A 22,399-nucleotide genomic window follows, 5' to 3' on the forward strand; every position below is an offset into this window, starting at 1 on the left:
GGATCAGATGACCTTCTGCCCGACCAGGTACTTGGCGATCTTGGTGCCGCCGTCGCCCTCGTCGGTGACCTTCTCGCCCGCGGTGCGGGGCGGCTTCGGGGTGGCCGCGGTGACCGTGCTGCCCGCGTTCGCCACGCCGACCGTGTCCGCCTCGACGCCCAGGTCGGCGAGGGTGAAGGTCTGCACTTCCTTCTTCTTCGCGGCCATGATGCCCTTGAAGGAGGGGAAGCGCGGCTCGTTGATCTTCTCGTTCACGCTGACGATGGCGGGCAGGTTCGCCTCCAGCTTGAACACGCCCTCGTCGGTCTCCCGCTCGCCGGTGACCTTGTCGCCGTCGACGGTGAGCTTGCGGAGGTGGGTCAGCTGCGGCAGGCCGAGGTACTCGGCGATGATCGCCGGAACCGTGCCCATGCGGCCGTCCGTTGCCTCGTTACCGGAGATGACCAGCTCGACGCCCTCGATCTGGCCGAGCGCCGCGGCGAGCACGTACGAGGTCTGCACCACGTCGGAGCCGTGGATCGCCGGATCGTTGATGTGGATGGCCTTGTCGGCGCCCATGGAGAGCGCCTTGCGGATGGCCTCGGTGGCCCGGTCCGGACCGGCGGTCAGCACGGTCACCTCGCCACCCTGCGCCTCCTTGATCAGCAGCGCCTCTTCGACCGCGCGCTCGTTGATCTCGTCGAGGACGGCGTCGGCGGCTTCGCGGTCGAGGGTGTAGTCACCATCGCTGAGCTTGCGCTCGGACCAGGTGTCGGGGACCTGCTTGATGAGTACGACGATGTTCGGCATCGGTCTTCGTCGACCTCCTTCTGGGGCACGGGTCGGCGGTCGCCCGGTCTGGCGGCGCCTTTCGAATGGCTCGATCGAGGAGATTACCCTACGTTAAGTTACTCGTGGGTAACTTACTCCGAGCGTACCTGTGGAATGCCCGACCAGTAACGTCGGAACGATGACCGAGGCTGTGATCCCTGCCGCATCGGACGCCGATGCGCCCCTGCCGCTCACCGGCGAGCGCACGGTGCCCGGAATCGCGGAGGAGAACTACTGGTTCCGCAGACACGAGGTGGTCTACGCGCGGCTGCTCGACCGCTGCGCGGGCCGCGAGGTGCTGGAGGCCGGCTCCGGCGAGGGGTACGGCGCGGACATGATCGCCGGCGTCGCGCGCCGGGTCACCGGCGTGGACTACGACGAGTCGGCGGTGGCGCACGTCCGCGCGCGGTATCCGCGGGTGGAGATGGTGCGGGGAAACCTGGCCGCGCTGCCGCTGCCGGACGCGTCGGTGGACGTGGTGGTGAATTTCCAGGTCATCGAGCACCTCTGGGATCAGGGGCAGTTCCTGCGCGAGTGCCTGCGGGTGCTGCGCACCGGCGGCGAGCTGCTGATCAGCACGCCGAACCGGATCACCTTCTCGCCCGGCCGGGACACCCCGCTGAACCCGTTCCACACCCGCGAACTGAACGCGGCCGAGCTGACCGAGCTGCTGGTCGAGGCCGGGTTCACGGTGGCCGAGATGACCGGCGTACACCACGGCTCCGCGCTGAAAGCGCTGGACGCCAAGCACGGCGGCTCGTTCATCGACGCGCAGATCGAGCGCGCGCTGGCCGGTGAGCCCTGGCCGGAGACGCTGACCGCCGACGTCGCCGCGGTCGGCATCGACGACTTCGCGCTGCGTGCCGACGACATCGACGCCAGCCTGGACCTGGTCGCCATCGCGGTGAAACCGTGACCGCTTCCGTCCCGGGGCAATTCACGCTGGTGCTGCACTCGCACCTGCCGTGGCTGGCCCACCACGGCCGCTGGCCGGTCGGCGAGGAGTGGCTGTACCAGTCCTGGGCCGCCTCCTACATTCCGGTGCTCCGGGTGCTCGAAGAGCTTGCCGCCGAGGGCCGTTCGAGCCTGCTCAGCCTCGGCGTGACGCCGGTGCTCGCGGCCCAGCTGGACGACCCGCACTGCCTCGCGGGCATGCACCACTGGCTCGGCAACTGGCAGCTCCGAGCCGACGAGGCGGCGCTCGCGGGCAAGGTGGCGCTCGGCCGGTACGAGCACCTGCTGGCCACCGCCGCGCTCGCCGACTTCGAGACCCGCTGGCGGCACGGCGCCGCGCCGCTGTGGCGCGCGCTGGCCGGGGCCGGGACGGTGGAACTGCTCGGCGGCCCGCTGGCGCACCCGTTCCAGCCGCTGCTCGAGCCCCGGCTGCGCGCCTTCCAGCTGGACGAGGGGCTGGCCGACGCCCGGCTGCGCTGGGGACACCGCCCCGCGGGCATCTGGGCGCCGGAGTGCGGCTTCACCCCGGGCATGGAGCAGGGGTACGCCACCGCCGGTGTGACGCATTTCATGGTCGACGGCCCCGCGCTGCGCGGCGACAGCAGCCTGGGCAGGCCGGTGCTCGACTCCGACGTGCTCGCGTTCGGGCGCGACCTGCCGGTCAGCTACCGGGTCTGGTCGCCCAAGTCCGGCTACCCCGGACAGGCCGCCTACCGGGACTTCCACCACTACGACCACGGCACCGGGCTGAAGCCGGCCAGGGTGACCGGCAAATCGGTGGCCGGACCGGACAAGGCGCCCTACGACCCCGCGCTCGCGACCGTCGCGATCGAGCGCGACGTGGCCGATTTCGTCGGCACCGTGCGCGAGCGGCTGATCGCCGAATCCGACCGGATCGGGCGCCCCGCGCTGGTGGTCGCCGCCTTCGACACCGAGCTTTTCGGACACTGGTGGCACGAGGGGCCGCAGTGGCTGGCCGGCGTGCTGCGCGCGCTGCCCGAGGCCGGCGTGACCGTCGGGACGCTGGCCGACGCGCGGGCGAACGGCTACGTCGGGGCGCCGGTCGAACTCGCGGATTCTTCCTGGGGATCGGGCAAGGACTGGCGGGTATGGGCCGGTGAGCAGGTGCGGGACCTGGTCGAGCTGAACGCCGACGTGGTCCGGCTCACCCTCGACACGCTGGACAAACTGCATGCCGGGCGCGGCGGGCACGGGCTGCGCGACCGGGTCGCCGACCAGCTGGTGCGCGAGGCGATCCTCACCGTCTCCAGCGACTGGGCGTTCATGGTCAGCAAGGACTCCGCGGCGGGCTACGCGCGGGAGCGGGCACACCGGCACGCGCACGCCGTCCGGGAGATCGCGGGGGCGGCCACCGCGGGACAGCTCGCCAAAGCCGACCGGTTGGCGGCAGGATGGAACGCGGCCGACGGGCTCTTCCCCGCTCTCGACGCGCGACGCCTGGCCGGCCGGGCCTAGAAGGACGTATATGAAGATCTTGATGGTGTCGTGGGAGTACCCGCCGGTGGTCGTCGGCGGGCTCGGCAGGCACGTGCACCACCTGGCGGTCGAGCTGGCCGCCGCGGGCCACGAGGTGGTCGTGCTCTCCCGCCGCCCCACCGGCACCGACGCCACCAGCCACCCCACGCACTCGTTCGTCGCCGAGGGCGTCCTCGTGGTCGCGGTCGCGGAGGACCCGCCCAGCTTCGACTTCGGCACCGACATGCTGGCCTGGACGCTGGCCATGGGGCACGCCATGGTGCGCGCCGGGATCGCGCTGCACAAGCCCGGCATCGGCGAGGGCTGGGTGCCGGACGTGGTGCACGCGCACGACTGGCTGGTCGCGCACCCGGCCGTCGCGCTGGCCGAGTTCTACGACGTCCCGCTGGTGAGCACGCTGCACGCCACCGAGGCGGGCAGGCACAGCGGCTGGGTCGCGGGCCGGGTGAACAAGCAGGTGCACTCGGTGGAGTGGTGGCTGGCGAACGAGTCGGACGCGCTCATCACCTGCTCGGGCTCGATGCAGGACGAGGTGGAGCGGCTGTACGGGCCGGAGCTGCCGCCGGTCACGGTCATCCGCAACGGCATCGACGTGGCGGCCTGGCAGTTCCGCGCCCGCGCCCCGCGCACCGGCCCGCCCCGGCTGCTCTACGTCGGGCGGCTGGAGTACGAGAAGGGCGTGCAGGACGCCATCGCGGCGCTGCCCCGGATCCGCCGCGCGCACCCGGGCACCACGCTCACCGTGGCTGGCATCGGCACCCAGTTCGAGTGGCTGCGCGAGCGAGCAAGGGTGCACCGGGTGGCGCGCGCGGTCAGCTTCACCGGGCAGCTCGGCCACCAGGAGCTGCTCGGCTGGCTGCACGGCGCGGACGCGATCGTGCTGCCGAGCCGCTACGAGCCGTTCGGCATCGTGGCGCTGGAGGCCGCCGCGGCCGGTATTCCGCTGATCGCGTCCAGCGCGGGCGGGCTCGGCGAGGCGGTGCTGGACGGCGTCACCGGCGCCTCCTTCGAACCCGCCGACGTGGACGGCCTCGTCGACGCGGTGCGCGCGGTGCTGGACGATCCGGCCGCCGCGCAGAGCCGCGCCGTCGCGGCGCGGGAGCGGCTCACCGCCGACTTCGCCTGGGACGTGGTGGCGACCGAGACCGCGCAGGTCTACGCCACGGCCAAGCGCCGGGTGCGGATTCCCCTCGGCCGCCCCTCGATCGTGGAGCGGCCGCTGCCGGAGCGCGACCCGGAGTAGCGGCTAGGACTCCATCTTCTTCACGACGCGCTGCACCGTGAGCCAGGTGCGGGTGGTGATGTCCTTGCCGTAGGCCTTCTCCAGCCAGACCATGAAGTCCGGGGTCTTGCCGGGCTCACTGTTGTCGATCACGGCGAGGAAGGCGCGGGCGTCCGCGTCGTACCCGATCACCTCGGTGCGCGGATCGTCCAGCTCGGGTAGCTCGGTGGTCGCGCCGTGCTTGCAGAAGGTGGCGATGAGGTAGCTGCCGCGCCCGTGCTCGCGGCCGTCGAAGGGGTCGCGGTCGAGCAGCGCGCGCAGCTCGGCGTGGCTGCGCACGATGGTGCCGCCGCCGATGCCGAGTTCGGCGCGCAGCGCCTCCTGGATCCGGTCCTCCAGCGCGGGCACGTCGTCGTCCGCGGCATCGAAGACGATATTGCCGCTGGCCAGCACCGAGCCGACCTTCGTGTAGCCGAGCGACTCGAACACGCCGCGGAGCTTGTCGTTGGCCATGTTCTTGTTGCTCGGCATGATGCCGCGGAGCAGGGCGGCGTACCCGGTCATGCCGCGCCGCCGCCGACCCCGCTCTTCTTGCGCTCGATATCGGCCAGCGCGGCCAGGTACTTCTCCCGCTCGGCGGCGCCGGCCTCCCAGGTCACCTTGCGGTTCTTCACCACCCGGGCCGGGGCGCCGACGGCGATGCTGTAATCCGGGATGTCGCCCCTGACCACCGCGTGCGCACCGAGCACGCAGCCGCGGCCGACCCTGGTCTCGCGCAGCACGGTGACCTTGGCGGCGATCCAGGTGTCCGGGCCGATCCGCACCGGGCTCTTGACGATGCCCTGGTCCTTGATCGGCAGCGTGATGTCGTCCATCCGGTGGTCGAAATCGGTGATGTAGCACCAGTCGGCGACCAGGGTGGACTCGCCGATCTCGATGTCGAGGTAGGCGTTGACCACGTTGTCCTTGCCGAACACCACCTTGTCGCCGATGCGCAGCGAGCCCTCGTGGCAGCGGATGGCGTTGCCGTCACCGATGTGTACCCAGCGGCCGATCTCCAGCCTCCCCAGCTCGGGGGTCGCGTGGATCTCCACCCCCTTGCCGAGGAACACCATGCCGCGCAGCACGACGTGCGGATTGGCCGCCTTGAACTTGAACAGCCGGTAGTAGCGCACCAGGTACCAGGGCGTGTACGCCCGGTTGGCGAGCACCCAGCGCAGCGAGGCCGGGGTCAGGAACCTGGCCTGTTTCGGATCGCGGCGCCGCGATCCCCGCCAGCGCGAGTGCAGCGGCGCACCCCACATGCTCGTCACGAAGTCTCCTCCGTCGATCGGTCTTCGGATACCACAGACTAGTCTTGCCATCGGCCGGTCTCGGCGCCGGCAACGACCACGAGGGGAGAGCAGCAGGTGCGAAGCGGCGGTGCACGTTCGGCGTCCCGGTTGGCGGCTCCCGCTCCGCGCTCGCGTCCGGGCGCACGCACGCTAGCCGCGGCTCCCGGCGCGCGCCGCGCGGCGGCGCTCGCTGCCGCGGCGCTGGCCTGCCTCGCGCTCACCGCCTGCGGCACCGACGTCGACGACATCACGCAGGGCCCCGGCTTCGGCTGGACCGCCGCGCACAACGACGGCCGCAACAGCGGCACCACCGCGGTCGAGGGCTCGCGCCAGCTCGGCCCGGCCTGGCAGCGCCCGCTCGGCGGGCCGGTTGCCGCGCCGGTGACGGTGGGGTCGCAGGGGCAGATGTTCGTCACCACCCGCACCGCGAACTGCGCGATCTTCTCGTTCCAGATGAGCGGCCGCAAGCGCTTCTGCAACCAGCTCGGCCCGAACGCGATCGCCGCGCCCACGCTGCTCGATTCGGCCAACAATGTCTACGTCGGCGACGACAGCGGCGTGAACTCGGACAATTTCCTCGGCCAGCCGCGCTGGCGCACCCCGGTCGCCGGGGTGCCGGTGACCATGCAGTTCACCGGTGACGGCCACGTCCTCTCGATCACCCAGACCGGCCAGGTCGACGTGCTGGAGCGGCAGACCGGCAAGCGCATGGTGCCAACCGTCCAGCTGCTCGGCGAGCCGGACTTCCTGCGCGCCCCCGACCTCACCTGGCCCGCCGCCGGGCAGGGGCTGGACGACTGCGCCACCGGCGGCCCGCGCTGCGCCGTCTCCACGCAGGCGGCGGTGGACGGCGCGAGCGGGCGGATCTACGCGACGGTGTGGGAGCCCGGCCGCCCGGCCGCGGCGCTGGTGGCGCTGCGCTACACCGGCGACCGGATCGAGCGGCTGTGGAGCGCCGAGCTGCTCACCGACGGCGCCGCCGCCGGGCCGACCGTCTCCGCCGACGGGAGCACCGTCTACGTGGGCGACAACAGCGGCAGGCTGCTCGCCATCGACACCGCCGACGGCCGCACCCGCTGGGCGCACGAGCTGGGCTGGACTCCGCGCGGCGGGCTCTCGGTCGACGCCGACGGGCTGCTCGTCCCGGCAGGCGACGACGGCTACCTGATCGCCCTGCGCGACACCGGCGACGCCGTGGAGACCGTCTGGGAGCGCAAGGATCTGGCGCTGCGCGGCACCCCGGTGCAGACCGCGGGCGGCACCGGCTACACGGTGGCCGCGATCGGCGACGGGCTCACCCTCATCACCTTCGACACCGAGACCGGCGCGACCGTCGACTCCGACGTGCTGCCCGACGCGCAGGGCAGCACCACCGGCACCGCTGTCGGGCCGAAGGGCGAGGTGGTGACGGCGACCAGGATCGGGGAGCTGTTCGTCTTCACGCCGGTGTCGCAGGGGTAGCGGTACAGAGGAAGACCGCGGCGGCGCGGCCGATCCTGGTGACCACCAGGGTGTAGGGGGTGCGGCCGCTCGGGGCGAGGGTGCGGCGCAGGCGGTCCGGGTCGAGGTCGACGCCGCGGACCAGGATCTCCAGGGGGCCGCAGTCGCGGCGGCGCAGTTCGGCGCGGAGGGGTTTCTCGCGCAGCTCGAAGCGGTCGACGACGCGGAAGCCGCGGGTGCCAGGAGGCACGGTGTCGCCGGTCAGGTAGGCGATTCGGGGGTCGAGCTGCCAGAGGTCGTTGGCGGCGGCGTACTGCCGGACCAGCCCGGCTCGGACAACGGCGCCGTCCGGGTCGACGATCCAGGCGCCGGGTTCGCGCTCCGGGATGTCGTCCGGGTCGGCGTCGGTCAGGGTGGTCGATCGCTGCCCGGTCCGGAGCACCGTGGCGCGGCGAGTGATCCCCGGTTCGGTGAGCCCCGGTGACCAGAGGCAGGCTTCGCGGACGCCACCGTCCAGCGAGACCAGCTCGATCTCGCCGGGCCAGTCCAGGCGGGAGAAGTCCAGGCCGGGCGCGCACTTCACCACCAGGTCGCGGCCCGCGTAGGCGGTCAGCAGGTCCGGTAGCGGCGGTTGCAGTGCCGCGGGGTCGTGCGTCCGCTTCCCGCCCGCCCGCCGCCCCGGATCGGCCACGATCACCGCGTCGCGGCTGCACGGGACCAGCGCATCCGCGCGGACGAGCACCACCGGCGCGAGTGCCGGGCGAGCCGCCGCGGCGGCTCGCTCCGCAGCGGTGCCCGCCCCGCGGGCACCGTCCCCGGCCGCGCCGGGCGAGGTCTCCGCCGTGGCGGCGAGGTTTTGCGCCGCCATGTCGAGGCGTACCGGATCGAGATCGCTGCCGAGGACGGCGGGACAGCACCGCGCGAGGGCGGCGAGTTCGCCGCCGATCGAGCAGGTGACGTCGTGCACCGCGCGCCCGGCGAGCCGAGCGGCCCGATGCCTGGCGACAGCGCTCGGCGTCGCCTGCTGCAGCGCGTCGTCGGTGAACAACCACTCCCCCGCGCCGTCCAGCTTGACGGCGGCGCGGCGGCGCAGCCGCACCGTCTCCACCAGGGCGGCGGCCGCCGCACCGTGCGCGCGCCTGACCCGGCCGAGATCGGTGAGCAGCGATCCGTCGGTGAGCGGCAACCCGTCCGTCTCGGCCAGCGCCGCGCGCCCGGCCGCGCTCGCCAGGAACGCGATATCCGGGCGCGCGAAGGAGTATCCCAACTACTGGGCCGGTGCGCCCGGCTTCACGCCGGTGATCATGGCGTTGTAGAAGAAGCGCCGCGGCACGATCCGGTGCAGCACCTTCTCGTCCAGCGCGCTCAGCTTGAGCCACGCCTTGTACTGGAACAGCCGGTACCGCATGGTGAGCTTCTCGTCCGGAACCGCCGCCTCGAAGGTGCGCACCGGCCAGCCCCAGAGCGCGGCCGCGAACTCCTCGGTGTGCGCGAGCGCGTCGACCGCGCCCGCCCGGCGGGCGATGGCCTCGAGCTCGCTCGGCTCGAAGGTGTGCAGGTCGACCACAGCCTCCAGGGCAGCGGCCCGCGACGACTCGTCCAGCTCGGCCTGCGGGCGCCGCCAGCCCGCGAGCACGGGCAGCTTGGTGATCGTTGTGGTGATCTTCCAGGTGATCCGACCGAGCCAGCGGGCGTAGAAGTTGCCCGCGGTGGTCGGCTCACCGGCGAAGACGAAGCGGCCGCCCGGCTTCAGCACCCGCAGGCACTCCTTCAGCGCCAGCTCCACGTCGGGGATGTGGTGCAGCACGGCGTGCCCGACCACCAGGTCGAAGGTGTCGTCCTCGTACGGGATGGTCTCGGCGTCGGCCACCCGGCCGTCCACGTCCAGCCCCAGGTGCTCCGCGTTGCGCAGCGCGACCTTCACCATGCCCGGCGAGAGGTCGGTGACCGAGCCGCTCTTGGCGATCCCGCCCTGCATCAGGTTCAACAGGAAGAAGCCGGTGCCGCAGCCGAGCTCGAGGGCGCGGCCGTAGGGCAGCTCGACCTGGCCCGCCGCGAGGTCGAAGCGACCGCGCGCGTAGTCGATACACCGCTCGTCGTAGGAGATCGACCACTTGTCGTCGTAGGTCTCCGCTTCCCAGTCGTGGTAGAGGACCTGGGCGAGCTTGTTGTTCTCCCGCGCGGCTTCCACTTCGGCCTCGGTGGCGTGTGGGTTCGGCGCGGGGTCGTCGGGGCGTACCGTCATGAGTTCAGAGCCTACCGTCCGGTTCCCGGTACCTGGTTCGGGCCGTCCGCCGCGTACGCGCCCGCGGCCCGCTGCGGCTCCCCGGTTCGCGCGAGCCCGATCCATGCCGAGATCGCGTGCGAGGAGTGCTGCGCGGGCGCCTCCAGCACCGACTTGGCGGCGGCCACCGCCGCGCCGGGCAGGCCGGCGAAGCGCTCGGCCCAGCGGTGTGCGGCGTCGTAGACGTCGTCCGGGGCCACGACCTCGTCCACCAGCCCCAGCCGCAGCGCCTCGTCGGCCTCCACGTAGCGCCCGCTGTAGACGAGGTCGCGGGCGGTGCGCAGCCCGACCGTCCGGATCAACCGGTCCATCCCGGCCGTCGGGACGGTGCCGCGGTGAATCTGCGGCAGCCCCAGCTTGACATTGTCGCCGACGATCCGGCGGTCCGCGCCGAGCGCCAGCTCCAGCGCGCCGCCCAGGCAGTAGCCGGTGATCGCGGCGACCGTCGGGCACGGCACCGGCGGCAGACAGTCCAGGTGCTGCGCGTGGTCGCTCGCCAGCGCGGCCGCCTGGTCCGGGCTCCAGGTCGCGATCTCGGCCAGGTCGTCGCCCGCGCTGAAGATTCGCTCGTCGCCGTAGACGACCAGCGCCGCCACCCGCTCGTTCTTCCCCGCCCGCTTCGCCGCCACCGCGATCTCGCGGGCGAGCTGCAGGGTGATCAGGTTGGCCGGGGGCCGGGAGAACCGCAGCACCGCAACCCCGCGCTGCTCGGGCAGCTCCAGGGTGGTGAACTCCGCGGGCGTGTTGTTCGACATGGCTGGCGAGATTACCCGGCCGAACTCCCGGTCAGCGCGCCGAGCCGCGCAGCTCCATGGGGTCCGGCACGTCGGCGAAGTACCGTTCGTGGTCCGGGAATTCGAGCACCGTGCGGCCGCCCGGGTGCACCACCAGCGGCTCGATCGGCTCGATCACCGGCTGCGCGGCGAGCACCGCGGCGGTGTCCGGGTACCGCTCGATCGCCACCAGCTGCGACCAGGTGGGCGGGAGCAGCACGTCCTGGCCTGCGCGCCAGCGCGCCAGCGCATCGGCCGGAGTGCGCCAGTGCACCAGTTCGGCCTCGGAGGTGGCGCCGTCCGCGCGCTGCCCCGCCGGCAGCACCGCGACGAAGAAGCGGGTGTCGTAGCGGCGGCGCTCGATGACCGGGGTGACCCAGTTGGCCCAGGGCCGCAGCAGGTCGGCGCGGAGCACGAGGCCGGTCTCGGCCAGGAAGGCCGCCAGCGAGGTCTCCCGCGACTCCAGTGCGTGTCTGGCGTCCCGGTACTCGGTGGTGTCGGAGACGACGGTCTCGGCGGTGGGGCCGGCGAGCAGCACGCCGCACTCCTCGAACGTCTCCCTGACGGCCGCGCAGATCAGCGCCTGGGCACGCGGGCCGGTGGTGCCGAAGCGCTCGGCCCACCAGTCCGGGCCGGGCCCGGCCCAGGCGATCTCGGCGTCGGCGTCGGACGGGTCGACCCCGCCGCCGGGGAACACCGTCATCCCCGCGGCGAAATCCATGCCGGTGACCCGCCGCTGCAGGAAGACCTCGGGCCCCGCGGCGCCGTCGCGCACCAGCAGGACGGTCGAGGCGTCCCGCAGCGGGGCGACGGGCTCGGGATCGTTCGGCTCGCTCACCAACTCACCCTAGCGCTTGTTCGGACAGGTCAGCGGTGCCGGTGCTTGCCGGAGCGCCGCGCCCGGCGCGCGAACCAGCGGCCGTCGACCTGATCCAGTGCGATGGACTGCCGGAAGGCCGCGCTCAGGTTCTCCGCGGTGAGCACGTCGGCCAGCAGCCCCTGCGACACCACCTCGCCCTCGCGCAGCAGCAGGCCGTGCGTGAAGCCGGGCGGGATCTCCTCCACGTGGTGGGTGACCAGCACCATGGCCGGGGCGTCCGGGTCGCCGGCCAGGTCGCCGAGCCGCTCGACCAGCTCCTCGCGGCCGCCGAGGTCGAGCCCGGCGGCAGGCTCGTCGAGCAGCAGCAGCTCCGGGTCGGTCATCAGGGCGCGGGCGATCAGCACCCGCTTGCGCTCGCCCTCCGACAGCGTGCCGTAGGTGCGGTCGGCGAGGTGCTCGGCGCCGAGGCTCTCCAGCATGTCGAGCGCGCGCTCGGTGTCCACCCGCTCGTACTTCTCCCGCCACCGGCCGAGCACCGCGTACCCGGCCGAGACCACCAGGTCGGCGACCTTCTCGTCGGCGGGCACCCGGGCGGCGACAGCGGCGGAGGAGAGGCCGATGCGCGGGCGTAGCTCGGTGACCGCGACCTTGCCCAGCACCTCGCCGAGCAGGTTCGCGGTGCCCGCGGTGGGGTGCATCTCGGCGGCGGCCATCCGGAGCAGGGAGGTCTTCCCCGCTCCGTTCGGGCCGAGCACCACCCAGCGTTCGTCCAGTTCGACCTGCCAGGTGACGGGGCCGACCAGGGTGCGGCCGGACCGTCGGATGGTCACGGCGTTGAAGTCGATGAGGAGATCGGGATCCGGTTGCGACACGGGCTCCATCTTGGACCACGGGCGGCGGCCGCGCCCCGCCGCCCTCGGCGCGGTGTGCCCGAAGTTCTCCGGTGGCGCAGGATGATTGCCCGCGGGCGCGTCGGGGGCGGCGGTGCCGGGGCGCTGTCTGCCGCGGTGCCCGCGGGCCAGGCTCATCCGAGCGCGGGCGGCACGGCGATCACCGTGATCGAACCGGGCGCTACCTCGGTGTACCCGGCGTCCCTCACCGCAACGGCGCCACCACCGGCGTGCAGGGCGAGCAGCTCCCGCCACCGCTCCGGCCCGGCTTCGCGCACCGCGCAGCGGAATTCGTCGCGGGCCCAGCGCGCCGCCGCGGCGAGCGGGAGCGCACCGGCGAGCAGCATGCTCGCATGCCCGACCTGGGCGGCAGCCTTGCCGACCGTCATCCCGAGCTCCCGGTTCACCCAGAGCGCCGGCACATCGGCCGCGGGCTCCTCCGGTTCGTCGGCGAGCAGCTCGGTGCCGCCGATCTGCAGCCGCTTGATCCGCGGGTCCACCGCGCCGACCGGGCCGGGCACCAGCGCCCGCGCCTGCGCGCCGCGCACGGTCAGCGTGATCCCGGGAACCTCCTGCGCGGCCCGCCACTGCGCCCCGCGCGCCCGCCGCGTGACCTTGCGGATGCGGGCCCGCTTCCAGGCGAGATACCCCTGCTCCCACGGCCCGCCCGGTGCGGAGCGCTCGTCGAGGCAGAGCGCGACCGCGACGGCAGCGGCGGCCGCGAGCAGGTCGCTGCGGGCCGGTGGCTCGATCTTGGGCAGATGCAGCACCATCTGCATGGCCTGGACCTGCGCCGGATCGGCCGGGTCCGGGGCATCGCCGTAGCCGCGCGCGAGCTCGGCGTGCAGTGCGGTGAAACCCGCTGTGGGGCTTCCGTTCTCGTCCACCCCGAGTTCGGGGCCGACCGGCGTGCACGTCCCGCCCGCGCCGATCTCGCCTCGCGTATCGAAACCGACGTCCTCCACCCTCGACCTCCGTCCGTCACGCAAGCGAAACTCCGTGAGAATACGTGGCCGAGCGGGCACCCGCCGGGTGAACGGCGGGTCAGCCCAGCGGAACCCGGCGCAGCAGCCCGTCGCGGGCGTCGGCCGCCTCGACCTCGTCGCGGGTCACGCCGAGCACGAAGAGCACCGCGTCCAGGAACGGGTGCGAGAGCGCGGCGTCGGCCACCTCGCGCAGCGCCGGCTTGGCGTTGAAGGCGACGCCGAGCCCGGCGGCATTGAGCATGTCGATGTCGTTGGCGCCGTCGCCGACCGCCACCGTCTGCTCCATCGGCACCCCGGCCTCGGCGGCGAAGCGGCGCAGCGCGGTCGCCTTGTAGGCCCGGTCGACGATCTCCCCCGTCACCCGGCCGGTGAGCTTCCCGTCCACGATCTCCAGCGTGTTGGCCTGCACGAAATCCAGCTCCAGCTCGTGCGCGAGCGGCTCGATCACCTGCCGGAAGCCACCCGAGACGACCCCGCAGCGGAACCCGATCCGGCGCAGCGTCCGGATGGTGGTGCGGGCGCCGGGGGTGAGCTCGATCCGCTCGGCGACCTCCTCGATCACCGACTCGTCCAGCCCGGCCAGGGTGGCGACCCGCTGCCGCAGCGATTCGGCGAAGTCGAGCTCGCCGCGCATGGCGGCCTCGGTGACCGCGCGCACCTCGTCCTCGACGCCCGCGTGCGCGGCCAGCATCTCGATCACCTCGCCCTGGATCAGCGTGGAGTCGACGTCGAAGACGATGAGCCGCTTGCCGCGCCTGGCCAGCCCGGCCCGCTCCACGGCCACGTCCACCTGCTCGGCCACCGCCACCTCGGCCAGCGCGGTGCGCAGCACGGCGTCCTCGTCGGGCGCGGTGACCAGCAGCTCCATCCCGGTCACCGGGTAGTCGGCGATTCCGCGGATGGAGTCGATATTGGCGCCGAGCTGGGCCAGCCTGCGGGAGACGGCGCTGAACGCCCGCGCGGTCACCGGCGCGCCCAGGATCACCACGGCGTGCGTGGAGACCGGCTGCCTGCCGATGGCGGCATCCACCTCGACGTCGACGTTCATGCCGACGGTGTTCATCGCCTCCTCGACCTCGTCCTGCAGCAGCTCCGGGTCGGCCGGGCAGGTGACGAGGACGCCGAGCGTGAGCCTGCCGCGGATCACCACCTGCTCCACGTCGAGCAGGTGCACGCCGTGCCGCGACATGGCCGCCAGCAGCACGGAGGTCACGCCGGGGCGGTCGGGCCCGGTGACGGTGACGAGAACGATGGTGTCGGCCACGCGGTTGCTCCAGGGTCGGTCGGGTGCGCTCACGAAACGAGTGTGCACCCGCCGGGGATCGGCGGGTGCACACTCGGGTCACACGGTTACTTGGAGAGCGCCACCCGCTCGTCGGACTCGGCCTGGTGCTTCGTGGTGCCCCAGCCCACGTGCGCCTCTTCCCGCATCCGGTCGATCATGTGCGGGTAGTGCAGCTCGAACGCGGGGCGCTCGGAGCGGATGCGCGGCAGCTCGTAGAAGTTGTGCCGCGGCGGCGGGCAGGTGGTGGCCCACTCCAGCGAGTTGCCGTAGCCCCACGGGTCGTCCACGGTGACCACCTCGCCGTACCGGAAGCTCTTGAAGACGTTCCAGATGAACGGGAGCATCGAGGCGCCGAGCACGAAGGCGCCGATGGTGGAGATGGTGTTCAGCGTGGTGAAGCCGTCGGTGGGCAGGTAGTCGGCGTAGCGCCGCGGCATGCCCTCCGCGCCCAGCCAGTGCTGCACCAGGAACGTGGTGTGGAAGCCGATGAAGGTGGCCCAGAAGTGCCACTTGCCCAGCCGCTCGTCCATCATCCGGCCGGTCATCTTCGGGAACCAGAAGTAGATGCCGGCGAAGGTGGCGAACACGATGGTGCCGAAGAGCACGTAGTGGAAGTGCGCGACCACGAAGTACGAGTCGGTGACGTGGAAGTCCAGCGGCGGGGAGGCCAGGATGACGCCGGAGAGGCCGCCGAAGAGGAAGGTGACCAGGAAGCCGAGCGAGAAGAGCATCGGTGATTCGAAGGTCAGCTGGCCGCGCCACATGGTGCCGATCCAGTTGAAGAACTTCACGCCGGTCGGCACCGCGATCAGGAACGTCATGAAGGAGAAGTAGGGCAGCAGCACCGCGCCGGTGGCGTACATGTGGTGCGCCCACACCGCGATCGAGAGCGCCGCGATGCCGAGCGTCGCGTAGACCAGGGTGGTGTAGCCGAAGATCGGCTTGCGCGAGAAGACCGGGAAGATCTCCGAGACGATGCCGAAGAAGGGCAGCGCGATGATGTAGACCTCGGGGTGCCCGAAGAACCAGAACAGGTGCTGGTACAGCAGGATGCCGCCGGTGGCCGGGTCGTAGATGTGGCCGCCGAGGTGCCGGTCGTACGCGAGGCCGAAGAGCGCGGCGGTGAGCAGCGGGAACGCGAGGATGACCAGCACCGAGGTGACGGCGATGTTCCAGGTGAAGATCGGCATCCGGAACATGGTCATGCCCGGAGCGCGCAGGCAGACGACCGTGGTCAGCATGTTGACACCGCCGAGGATGGTGCCGAGGCCGGAGACGGCGAGACCGAGGATCCACAGGTCGGTGCCGACGCCGGGCGAGTGCAGGATGTCGGTGAGCGGCACGTACGCCGTCCAGCCGAAGTCCGCCGCGCCGCCGGGGGTGACGAAGCCCGCGGTCGCCATGGTCGCGCCGAACGCGTACAGCCAGTAGCTGAAGGCGTTCAGCCGCGGGAAGGCGACGTCGGGGGCGCCGATCTGCAGCGGCAGGATGATGTTCGCGAAGCCGAACACGATCGCCGTCGCGTAGAAGAGCAGCATGATGGTGCCGTGCATGGTGAACAGCTGGTTGAACTGCTCGGGCGAGAGGAACTGCAGGCCGGGGCGGGCCAGCTCGCCGCGCATCAGCAGCGCCATCAGGCCGCCGATGAGGAAGAAGCTCATGGAGGTGGTCAGGTACATGACACCGAGGACCTTGGGGTCCGTGGTGGTGACCATCTTGTAGAGGAACGACCCCTTCGGCCCGGTACGGGCTGGATACGGCCGAGACGCTTCCACCTGTTTGACCGGCTGGGGCTCAACAGCAGTCACTGATCCTCCTCGTTCGCGTGCGCTCCCCAGATCGTAAACCTTCTGGCCGGGGCGGTCCGACTCCGGTCCTACTCTGTGTCGTATTTCCGTTCCGGGCCGATGCGCAGGTGGGTGCTACCCGCTCCGCCTGTACCCTCACCCGCATGCCGGTGAGTGCCCGCGTCCGCACCCGATTCCTGTCCGCCAGCCCGCGCACCCTAGCGGTGCTCGCGGCGGGCACGCTGCTGCTGGCGGGGTGCGGTCAGCAGACCGACGATGCCAGCACGATCATCCGCACCACCACCAATATCGCGGGGGCGGGCGTGGTCGGGCTGGAGCGCGACACCAGCCGGGCCTGCCCGCTGCCGAGCCGCCCCGACCCCGGTCCCGGCACCCGCGCGGTGACGCACACCGGCGGGGTCGCCCAGGTGCCCGCCGACCCGCAGCGCATCGTCGTGCTCGGCACCCCCGCACTGGACGCCGCCTGCGCGCTCGGGCTGTGGGAGCGCGTGGTCGGCACGACCAGCCCGAACGGCCCGCAGCCCGACTATCTGGGCTACGGGGTCAAGCGGATCGCCTCGGTCGGCCCGGACGGCGCCCCCGACCCGGCCCGGATCGCCGAGCTGGACCCGGACGTCGTCATCGGCACCCAGGGCCAGGGTGACTACGCCGCGCTCGCCGCCGTCGCCCCCACCGTGCTGGCCGGGAGCGGCAGCGGCTGGGCCGCCGAGTTCGTCGGGCTCGCGGCCGGGCTCGCCCGCGCCGACGTCGCCGAGGCGGCGCTGGCCGGGTACCGCGCCGACGCCCCCGCCATCGGCGCCGAACCCGCCGTCGCCGCCGCGCAGTCGCAGGCATCGGTGGTCCGGTTCGGCGCGGACAGCATCACCGTGCAGGGCACCGACACCTTCGCGGGCGGCGTGCTCACCGACATCGGGGTGCGCAGGCCGCAGAACCAGCGCGGCGCCTCCTTCACCGTCGGCGCCGACGACCTGGACCAGGTCGAGGGCGACGTGATCTTCGTGCTCTTCGACGGCGAGGCGGGCCGGGAGTACGGCGAATCGGTGCTCCGCTCGGACGCCTGGAAAGAGCTCGGCGCCGCCACCGACCAGCGGGTCTTCGCGGTGGAGGACTCGGTCTGGCACGGCAGCGGGCTGGTTGCCGCCCGCGCCCTGCTCACCGACGTGCGGCAGAACCTGAACGGCTACGTCACCGGGTGACGTAGCCGCCACCGGCTCAGAACTCCCAGTCCTCGTCTTCGGTGTTCACGGCCTTGCCGATGACGTAGCTGGAGCCGGAGCCGGAGAAGAAGTCGTGGTTCTCGTCGGCATTCGGCGAGAGCGCCGAGAGGATGGCCGGGTTCACGTCGGTCTCGTCCTTCGGGAAGAGCCCCTCGTACCCGAGGTTCATCAGCGCCTTGTTGGCGTTGTAGCGCAGGAACTTCTTGACGTCCTCGGTGAGCCCGACCTCGTCGTACAGATCCTGGGTGTACTCCGCCTCGTTCTCGTACAGCTCGAAGAGCAGCTCGAAGGTGTAGTTCTTCAGCTCGTCGCGCTCCGCCTGCGAGACCAGCTCCAGGCCCTTCTGGTACTTGTAGCCGATGTAGTAGCCGTGCACCGCCTCGTCCCGGATGATCAGCCGGATCATGTCCGCGGTGTTGGTCAGCTTGGCCCGCGAGGACCAGTGCATCGGCAGGTAGAAGCCGGAGTAGAAGAGGAAGCTCTCCAGCAGCGTCGAGGCCACCTTGCGCTTGAGCGGATCGTCGCCGTTGTAGTACCCCAGCACGATCTCGGCCTTGCGCTGCAGGTTGCGGTTCTCCTCCGACCAGCGGAACGCCTCGTCGATCTCGCGCGTCGAGCAGAGCGTCGAGAAGATCGAGCTGTAGCTCTTCGCGTGCACCGACTCCATGAACGCGATGTTGGTCAGCACCGCCTCCTCGTGCTGCGTCACCGCGTCCGGGATCAGGCTCACCGCGCCGACCGTGCCCTGAATGGTGTCCAGCAGGGTGAGCCCGGTGAAGACCCGCATGGTGAGCTGCTTCTCGTCCGGGGTCAGCGTCGCCCAGGACGGGATGTCGTTCGACACCGGCACCTTCTCGGGCAGCCAGAAGTTGCCGGTCAGCCGGTCCCACACCTCGGCGTCCTTCTCGTCGGGCACCCGATTCCAGTTGATGGCCGACACCCGATCGATCAGTTTCATGCTGCAGCCTCCGGTCCTCGTCGTAGTCCTCAGAACACTACCTCTTGTGGACCGGTCGCTTTCGTAGCACAAGAACTTGTGGCATGAATGTCGCGAATCCACTGCATAGAGTGGCTCCGGGCGCCGGTCGCAGCGGCCGCGCCGGGAGGGGAAAGCCGTGTTCCGGAGGGTACTGTCACTGGTCGCCTGCTGCGTGGCGCTGTCCGGTTGCGGGCAGCCCGAACCGGACTACTGGTCGCAGCCGCCCGCCGGTGACGCGGAGCTGCGGGCGCTGCTGGAGCGGGCCAGGGCCATCGACGTCTGTGCGCTGCTCGGGGCCGGGGAGCTCGCCGAGGCGGGGTTCGGCGAGACCCCCGTTCCCGTCTGGTTCGATGGCTGCGGCACCATCTCGGACGATCCCGCGGTCGGCGTAATTTGGCAGGTCACCACGGCGAACGGCCCGCTGGAGCCGCAGGGGGATGCCGTCGCCACCACCATCGACGGCGCCCCGGCCGTCGTGCGCGAGACCGCCCCGGAGCCGGGCGGGCCGCGGCGCTGCGAGACGACCGTGCAGCTCGGCGCGGTACTCGAGCTGGACCTGGACCTCACCTCGCGGGACGCGGAGAACTGCGCTCCGGCCACCCGGCTCGCCGCAGCGGCCGCCGCGCGCTGGCGGGCGGAGCCGCGCCGGGCGAGCACCCCGTTCGCGAACACCGATCCCTGCGCGGCCACCGCGGCGCTCGGCGTCCGGCCCAGCGCAGTCCGGCTGTGGGAGTGCGGGTTCGAGTACCGGGGGCAGCGGTTCCTGCTGACGCTCGGCGAGGTGGGCGAGCAGCAGCTCGGCGCGGAGCGCTTCGAGATCGACGGGCACCCGGTGCACTGCGAAGAGCACGAGCCGGGCGCGTTCGTGAACCCCGCGCGCGTGCCCATGGGGCCGCCGCTGCCCGCTACCGTCTTCGATGACGAGACCGGGCCGCGCCGGGCGGTACTGAGCCTCTCCCCGATCCAGTTCGATGGCCCGGCCGAAGTCGTGACCGAGGTCCTCCGCGCCGCCGTTCCGCTCGCGGCCGGGTAGAGCGCGTCATCGGATGCCATCGCCGGACGGCGCCACTTCGGACGAAGGCAGGTGCCGCGCTCGGGTTCCCGGCCGGGCGCGCCGCCGGTCGATCTCGGCCCCGATCAGCGCTCGCGCCGCCGGGCCCGGCACGGATGAAGTGGGCGAGGTCTGGTCAACGGCCGGGCGGCCGACCGCCCGGCGGCATTCCGCCGGGACCGCCGCCGGGTGCCGCCTGCCGGGACTGCGTGTTCTGCGACTTCTCCGCCACCCCGACCGTGATGGCGACGGTCATCCGATCGTTCGGCGAGCCGGTAACGGTCGCGAGTTCCGCGTCCCACCCGTCGCCGAAGACATTGTCGGAGTCGAGCGAGACCCGGGAGAGGTTGCTGACGCTCCGCGCGTACCCGGAGTCGGCGGCGAAGACCTGCTCGCTCGCATCCTGCGGGAGGGCGATCTGCGAGGTGAGGCGGGCGTTCTCGCCCGCGACGGCGACTTCGAGCGAGTCGTAGACCTCGAAGTGGATGTGCGGCCAGCGGCCGGAGTAGCAGGCCGGGAAGATCGAGGTGAAGGTGACGGTGCCGTCCGCATCTGCCACCTGGACTCCGCGCAGGTAGTTCTGCTCGGTGATGTTCTTCCCGTACAGCGAGTACTCGCCGTCGCGGTCGCAGTGCCACACGTACACCGCCATGCCGGTACCCGCCGCGCCGGACTTCGCCAGGTCCTTCAGGGTGATCCGCAGCGTCATCGGTACCCCCTCGGCGGTGCCGGTGAATCCGCCGAAGCTGGTGGTGATGTCGCTGCGCACCACGCCGGACCGCACCAGCACGTTGGGCCCGTTCGAGCCGTCGCCCGGGTACGGCCCGGCCGTCTCCTGCGGTGCCGCGGCGACGGACGTACTCGCCGTCGTGGTCGGGGTCGTCGAGGTGTCCGAGCCGGACGCGCACCCGGCCGCGGCCAGCCCCGCCGCCCCCGCACCGAAGAAGAACAGCGCCCGTCGGCGCGTCATGGTGCGCAGGTCGTGCGCCAACCCCAGATCGTGCTCGTGCCGCTCGCCCATGCGAACCCCTTTCGTCGTTTCCGCTGATCAGGAGCGACAGTAGGGGCCGGGTCCGGCACGGAGCCGGCTGCGCGCTGGGAGAATCCTGTGTGTCGGCGGGCTCAGATCCCGAGCACCAGCTTGGCGATGCTGAAGTAGAGGATCAGCCCGGTGGCGTCGACCAGCGTGGTCACCATGGGCGCGGAGACGACCGCGGGGTCGATGCGCAACCGCTTGGCGAGCAGCGGCATCATCCCGCCGATGGTCGCGGCCCAGGCGCAGATCAGCACCAGCGTGAGCCCGACGACGACGGCCACCTTCGGCCCGACGAAGACCCCGCCGATCAACACACCGGCGACGGCGAGCATGCTGCCGAGCACGAACCCGACCCGGCACTCCCGCCAGATCACCTTGAGCAGGTCACCGCCGCGCACCTCGCCGACCGCGACCGCGCGCACGCACGCCGTCGCCGCCTGGGCTCCGGCATTGCCGCCCGCGCCGATGAGCAGCGGGATGAACAGCGCGAGCTGGGCCGCCTGCTCGAGGGTGCCCTCGAAGAAGTCGGTGACGCTCACGGTCAGGGTGGCGGCGACCAGCAGGAGCAGCAGCCAGAGCGCGCGGTAGCGCGCCAGCTGGAAGACCCCGGCCGCCATGTAGTGCCCGGCCCAGGGCGCGGAGCCCGCCTGCTTGGCGACGTCTTCGCTGTCCGCGGCCTCGATCACCTCGACCGCGTCGTCGATGGTGAGCAGCCCGACCAGCCGGTCCTCGCTGTCCACCACCGGCAGGTCGATGACGTTGGTCTCGCGCATCACGCGGGCGGCGCGCTCGGCGGAGTCGGTGGCGCGCACGAAGGCGGGCTCGGTGCGCACCAGGTCGGCGACCAGCGCCTCGGGGCCGCTGAGCACGAGTTCGCGCAGCTCGACCACGCCGGTGAGCCTGCGGCCGGTATCGACGACCGGCAGCGTGTACACGGTTTCGGCGCGGCCGCCCTTGGCGCGCACGGTCTGCAGCGCGGCGGCCACGGTGAGGTCGCGCGGGAGCGCCACCACCTCGGGGGTCATGTAGAGCCCGACCGACCCCTCCGGGTAGCCGAGCAGCCCCGCGGTCATCCGGCGTTCGCGCGGGCTCAGCCCCGCGAGCACCTTCTTGGCGACGGTGGCGGGCGCCTCGCGCAGCATGCGGGCCCGGTCGTCCGGGGCCATGTTCTCGATCAGGTCGCGGAAGCTCTTGTCCCGCAACCCTTCCAGGATCTGCTGCTGATCGACCGGCTCGAGCTCCTCGAAGACGGCGAGCGCGAGATCCTTGTCGAGCAGCCGGAACGCCATGCCCGCGCGGACGGCGTCCATCCGGGCGAGCTGGTCGGCGATGGCGTGCGGCGAGTGGTTGCCGAGCCAGTCCAGCGCGGCGTCGGCGCGGCGCGTCTCCACGAGTTCCTGCACGGTGTCCGGCAGCGAGAGCGCCGGGCGTACGTCGATGACATCGGTTTGCGACATGGGAGATCCCCTCGGCACGAGGCAATGGGTGAGCGAGTTCTACGACTGCGTCACACCGCGAAGCGCTATCCCACGCGCGCACCCGGCCGGAAAAGCCGAGGGATCGGAAAGATCAGAGCGAAGGGGCGGCGCCGCGCGGCCTTCGACTGGGAGGTTCACTGCACATGACAGTCCACCTCCTCGTTCCGGGTGCGGGGCGAGTGCCGCCGCGGGAATCAACGTGGGCGAGAGTACACCGCCGCGCCGCGGATTTCACCTCGTGGCGCGGGCGCGGTGACGGCGCTCATAGCGTGCGCGCGGCTTCGACATCGGGCCAGGTAGGGGTGTGGGTAACCCGATTGGCGCGGGTTCGCGCCGTGCCCGTAGAGGTAGAGGTGCGGAACCAGGCCGCGCAGCGCGCGGTGCACGTCGAGCCGGTCGTCGATCATGTGCGTGGTGCCGAGCACCGCCTTCTCCTGGCGGGCCCGGCAGAACCGGAGATCGCCATCCGGCACACCGGTGCGGGGGGCGTACGCATGGCGTCGGCGTGGCGGCCGTCCGGAATTCCCGCGGTCCG

21 protein-coding genes are annotated in these 22,399 nt (G+C 72.0%); 6 read left to right on the plus strand and 15 right to left on the minus strand.

Going from position 1 to position 22,399, the window contains the following annotated elements; translation table 11 throughout:
* Window positions 1-3: 3 nt before the first annotated feature.
* Window positions 4-789, minus strand: coding sequence for an electron transfer flavoprotein subunit beta/FixA family protein (locus ACFO0B_RS04710; protein ID WP_233019882.1), 786 nt, complete (start codon window positions 787-789; stop codon window positions 4-6).
* A gap of 160 nt (window positions 790-949) precedes the next feature.
* On the opposite strand from ACFO0B_RS04710, the gene ACFO0B_RS04715 reads away from it, so the two are divergent.
* The 3 genes from ACFO0B_RS04715 to ACFO0B_RS04725 are packed head-to-tail and all read left to right on the plus strand — an operon-like array spanning window position 950 to window position 4,504.
* The gene (locus ACFO0B_RS04715; RefSeq protein WP_378611037.1) at window positions 950-1,726 is read left to right on the plus strand and encodes a class I SAM-dependent methyltransferase; all 777 of its coding nucleotides are present in this window, start codon (window positions 950-952) and stop codon (window positions 1,724-1,726) included.
* On the plus strand, window positions 1,723-3,240 hold the full coding sequence (locus ACFO0B_RS04720) for a 1,4-alpha-glucan branching protein domain-containing protein (RefSeq protein ID WP_378611038.1): 1,518 nt from the start codon (window positions 1,723-1,725) through the stop codon (window positions 3,238-3,240). The genes ACFO0B_RS04715 and ACFO0B_RS04720 overlap by 4 nt, the downstream gene beginning before the upstream one ends.
* Before the next feature lie 10 nt (window positions 3,241-3,250).
* Window positions 3,251-4,504 carry a glycosyltransferase family 4 protein gene (locus tag ACFO0B_RS04725; protein WP_378611039.1) on the plus strand — a complete coding sequence of 418 codons (1,254 nt, stop codon included), beginning with the start codon at window positions 3,251-3,253 and terminating at the stop codon, window positions 4,502-4,504.
* 3 nt (window positions 4,505-4,507) lie between these two features.
* Here ACFO0B_RS04725 and ACFO0B_RS04730 read toward each other — a convergent pair whose 3' ends face one another.
* Complete coding sequence (locus ACFO0B_RS04730) at window positions 4,508-5,047, minus strand: DUF1697 domain-containing protein (RefSeq protein WP_378611040.1); 540 nt, start codon at window positions 5,045-5,047, stop codon at window positions 4,508-4,510.
* Complete coding sequence (locus tag ACFO0B_RS04735) at window positions 5,044-5,796, minus strand: acyltransferase (RefSeq protein ID WP_378611041.1); 753 nt, start codon at window positions 5,794-5,796, stop codon at window positions 5,044-5,046. The genes ACFO0B_RS04730 and ACFO0B_RS04735 overlap by 4 nt, the downstream gene beginning before the upstream one ends.
* A gap of 129 nt (window positions 5,797-5,925) precedes the next feature.
* Between ACFO0B_RS04735 and ACFO0B_RS04740 the strand changes: the two genes are divergently transcribed.
* Entirely contained in the window at window positions 5,926-7,278 is a 1,353-nt protein-coding gene (locus ACFO0B_RS04740) for an outer membrane protein assembly factor BamB family protein (protein ID WP_378611042.1), read from the plus strand.
* Here ACFO0B_RS04740 and ACFO0B_RS04745 read toward each other — a convergent pair.
* The 8 genes from ACFO0B_RS04745 to ctaD form a co-directional block, all read right to left on the minus strand.
* Window positions 7,256-8,524: a class I SAM-dependent methyltransferase gene (locus tag ACFO0B_RS04745; protein ID WP_378611043.1), complete on the minus strand. Its 1,269-nt coding sequence runs from the start codon at window positions 8,522-8,524 to the stop codon at window positions 7,256-7,258. The genes ACFO0B_RS04740 and ACFO0B_RS04745 overlap by 23 nt on opposite strands.
* Entirely contained in the window at window positions 8,525-9,502 is a 978-nt protein-coding gene (locus ACFO0B_RS04750) for a class I SAM-dependent methyltransferase (RefSeq protein ID WP_378611044.1), read from the minus strand.
* A gap of 11 nt (window positions 9,503-9,513) precedes the next feature.
* On the minus strand, window positions 9,514-10,296 hold the full coding sequence (locus ACFO0B_RS04755) for an enoyl-CoA hydratase-related protein (protein ID WP_378611045.1): 783 nt from the start codon (window positions 10,294-10,296) through the stop codon (window positions 9,514-9,516).
* 31 nt (window positions 10,297-10,327) lie between these two features.
* On the minus strand, window positions 10,328-11,152 hold the full coding sequence (locus ACFO0B_RS04760) for an NUDIX hydrolase (RefSeq protein WP_378611046.1): 825 nt from the start codon (window positions 11,150-11,152) through the stop codon (window positions 10,328-10,330).
* A gap of 29 nt (window positions 11,153-11,181) precedes the next feature.
* A complete protein-coding gene (locus ACFO0B_RS04765) occupies window positions 11,182-12,015 on the minus strand; it encodes an ABC transporter ATP-binding protein (protein WP_378611133.1) in 834 nt (277 codons plus the stop codon).
* A gap of 143 nt (window positions 12,016-12,158) precedes the next feature.
* Window positions 12,159-12,911, minus strand: a complete 753-nt coding sequence (locus ACFO0B_RS04770; protein ID WP_378611134.1) for a peptidyl-tRNA hydrolase — start codon at window positions 12,909-12,911, stop codon at window positions 12,159-12,161.
* Window positions 12,912-13,068: 157 nt separating this feature from the next.
* Window positions 13,069-14,274: a phosphoserine phosphatase SerB gene (gene serB, locus ACFO0B_RS04775; RefSeq protein ID WP_378611135.1), complete on the minus strand. Its 1,206-nt coding sequence runs from the start codon at window positions 14,272-14,274 to the stop codon at window positions 13,069-13,071.
* Between the two features lie 86 nt (window positions 14,275-14,360).
* Window positions 14,361-16,103, minus strand: coding sequence for an aa3-type cytochrome oxidase subunit I (ctaD, locus tag ACFO0B_RS04780; RefSeq protein WP_378611047.1), 1,743 nt, complete (start codon window positions 16,101-16,103; stop codon window positions 14,361-14,363).
* Window positions 16,104-16,246: 143 nt separating this feature from the next.
* Between ctaD and ACFO0B_RS04785 the strand changes: the two genes are divergently transcribed.
* On the plus strand, window positions 16,247-17,299 hold the full coding sequence (locus ACFO0B_RS04785; RefSeq protein WP_378611048.1) for an ABC transporter substrate-binding protein: 1,053 nt from the start codon (window positions 16,247-16,249) through the stop codon (window positions 17,297-17,299).
* Between the two features lie 16 nt (window positions 17,300-17,315).
* On the opposite strand, the gene nrdF is transcribed toward ACFO0B_RS04785, so the two are convergent.
* Complete coding sequence (gene nrdF / locus ACFO0B_RS04790; RefSeq protein WP_378611049.1) at window positions 17,316-18,278, minus strand: class 1b ribonucleoside-diphosphate reductase subunit beta; 963 nt, start codon at window positions 18,276-18,278, stop codon at window positions 17,316-17,318.
* A 157-nt stretch (window positions 18,279-18,435) separates the two neighbouring features.
* On the opposite strand from nrdF, the gene ACFO0B_RS04795 reads away from it, so the two are divergent.
* Window positions 18,436-19,332 (plus strand): hypothetical protein, encoded by an 897-nt coding sequence (locus ACFO0B_RS04795; RefSeq protein ID WP_378611050.1) that lies wholly within the window; start codon window positions 18,436-18,438, stop codon window positions 19,330-19,332.
* Window positions 19,333-19,486: 154 nt separating this feature from the next.
* On the opposite strand, the gene ACFO0B_RS04800 is transcribed toward ACFO0B_RS04795, so the two are convergent.
* The 3 genes from ACFO0B_RS04800 to ACFO0B_RS04810 form a co-directional block, all read right to left on the minus strand.
* Window positions 19,487-20,371 carry a dioxygenase family protein gene (locus ACFO0B_RS04800; RefSeq protein WP_378611051.1) on the minus strand — a complete coding sequence of 295 codons (885 nt, stop codon included), beginning with the start codon at window positions 20,369-20,371 and terminating at the stop codon, window positions 19,487-19,489.
* 101 nt (window positions 20,372-20,472) lie between these two features.
* On the minus strand, window positions 20,473-21,843 hold the full coding sequence (mgtE, locus tag ACFO0B_RS04805) for a magnesium transporter (protein WP_378611052.1): 1,371 nt from the start codon (window positions 21,841-21,843) through the stop codon (window positions 20,473-20,475).
* A 215-nt stretch (window positions 21,844-22,058) separates the two neighbouring features.
* Window positions 22,059-22,289, minus strand: coding sequence for a hypothetical protein (locus tag ACFO0B_RS04810; RefSeq protein WP_378611053.1), 231 nt, complete (start codon window positions 22,287-22,289; stop codon window positions 22,059-22,061).
* Between the last annotated feature and the right edge of the window lie 110 nt (window positions 22,290-22,399).

Origin of the sequence: Nocardia jiangsuensis (genome assembly GCF_042650385.1) — a bacterium.
GTDB classification, from domain to species: domain Bacteria; phylum Actinomycetota; class Actinomycetes; order Mycobacteriales; family Mycobacteriaceae; genus Nocardia; species Nocardia jiangsuensis.

Coding starts and splice junctions, on each gene's coding strand:
- ACFO0B_RS04785 (WP_378611048.1), top strand. CDS start 16,247: ATGCCGGTGAGTGCCCGCGTCCGCACCCGATTCCTGTCCGCCAGCCCG.
- ACFO0B_RS04765 (WP_378611133.1), bottom strand. CDS start 12,015: ATGGAGCCCGTGTCGCAACCGGATCCCGATCTCCTCATCGACTTCAAC.
- ACFO0B_RS04710 (WP_233019882.1), bottom strand. CDS start 789: ATGCCGAACATCGTCGTACTCATCAAGCAGGTCCCCGACACCTGGTCC.
- ACFO0B_RS04725 (WP_378611039.1), top strand. CDS start 3,251: ATGAAGATCTTGATGGTGTCGTGGGAGTACCCGCCGGTGGTCGTCGGC.
- nrdF (WP_378611049.1), bottom strand. CDS start 18,278: ATGAAACTGATCGATCGGGTGTCGGCCATCAACTGGAATCGGGTGCCC.
- ACFO0B_RS04800 (WP_378611051.1), bottom strand. CDS start 20,371: ATGGGCGAGCGGCACGAGCACGATCTGGGGTTGGCGCACGACCTGCGC.
- mgtE (WP_378611052.1), bottom strand. CDS start 21,843: ATGTCGCAAACCGATGTCATCGACGTACGCCCGGCGCTCTCGCTGCCG.
- ACFO0B_RS04750 (WP_378611044.1), bottom strand. CDS start 9,502: ATGACGGTACGCCCCGACGACCCCGCGCCGAACCCACACGCCACCGAG.
- ACFO0B_RS04715 (WP_378611037.1), top strand. CDS start 950: ATGACCGAGGCTGTGATCCCTGCCGCATCGGACGCCGATGCGCCCCTG.
- ACFO0B_RS04730 (WP_378611040.1), bottom strand. CDS start 5,047: ATGACCGGGTACGCCGCCCTGCTCCGCGGCATCATGCCGAGCAACAAG.
- ACFO0B_RS04755 (WP_378611045.1), bottom strand. CDS start 10,296: ATGTCGAACAACACGCCCGCGGAGTTCACCACCCTGGAGCTGCCCGAG.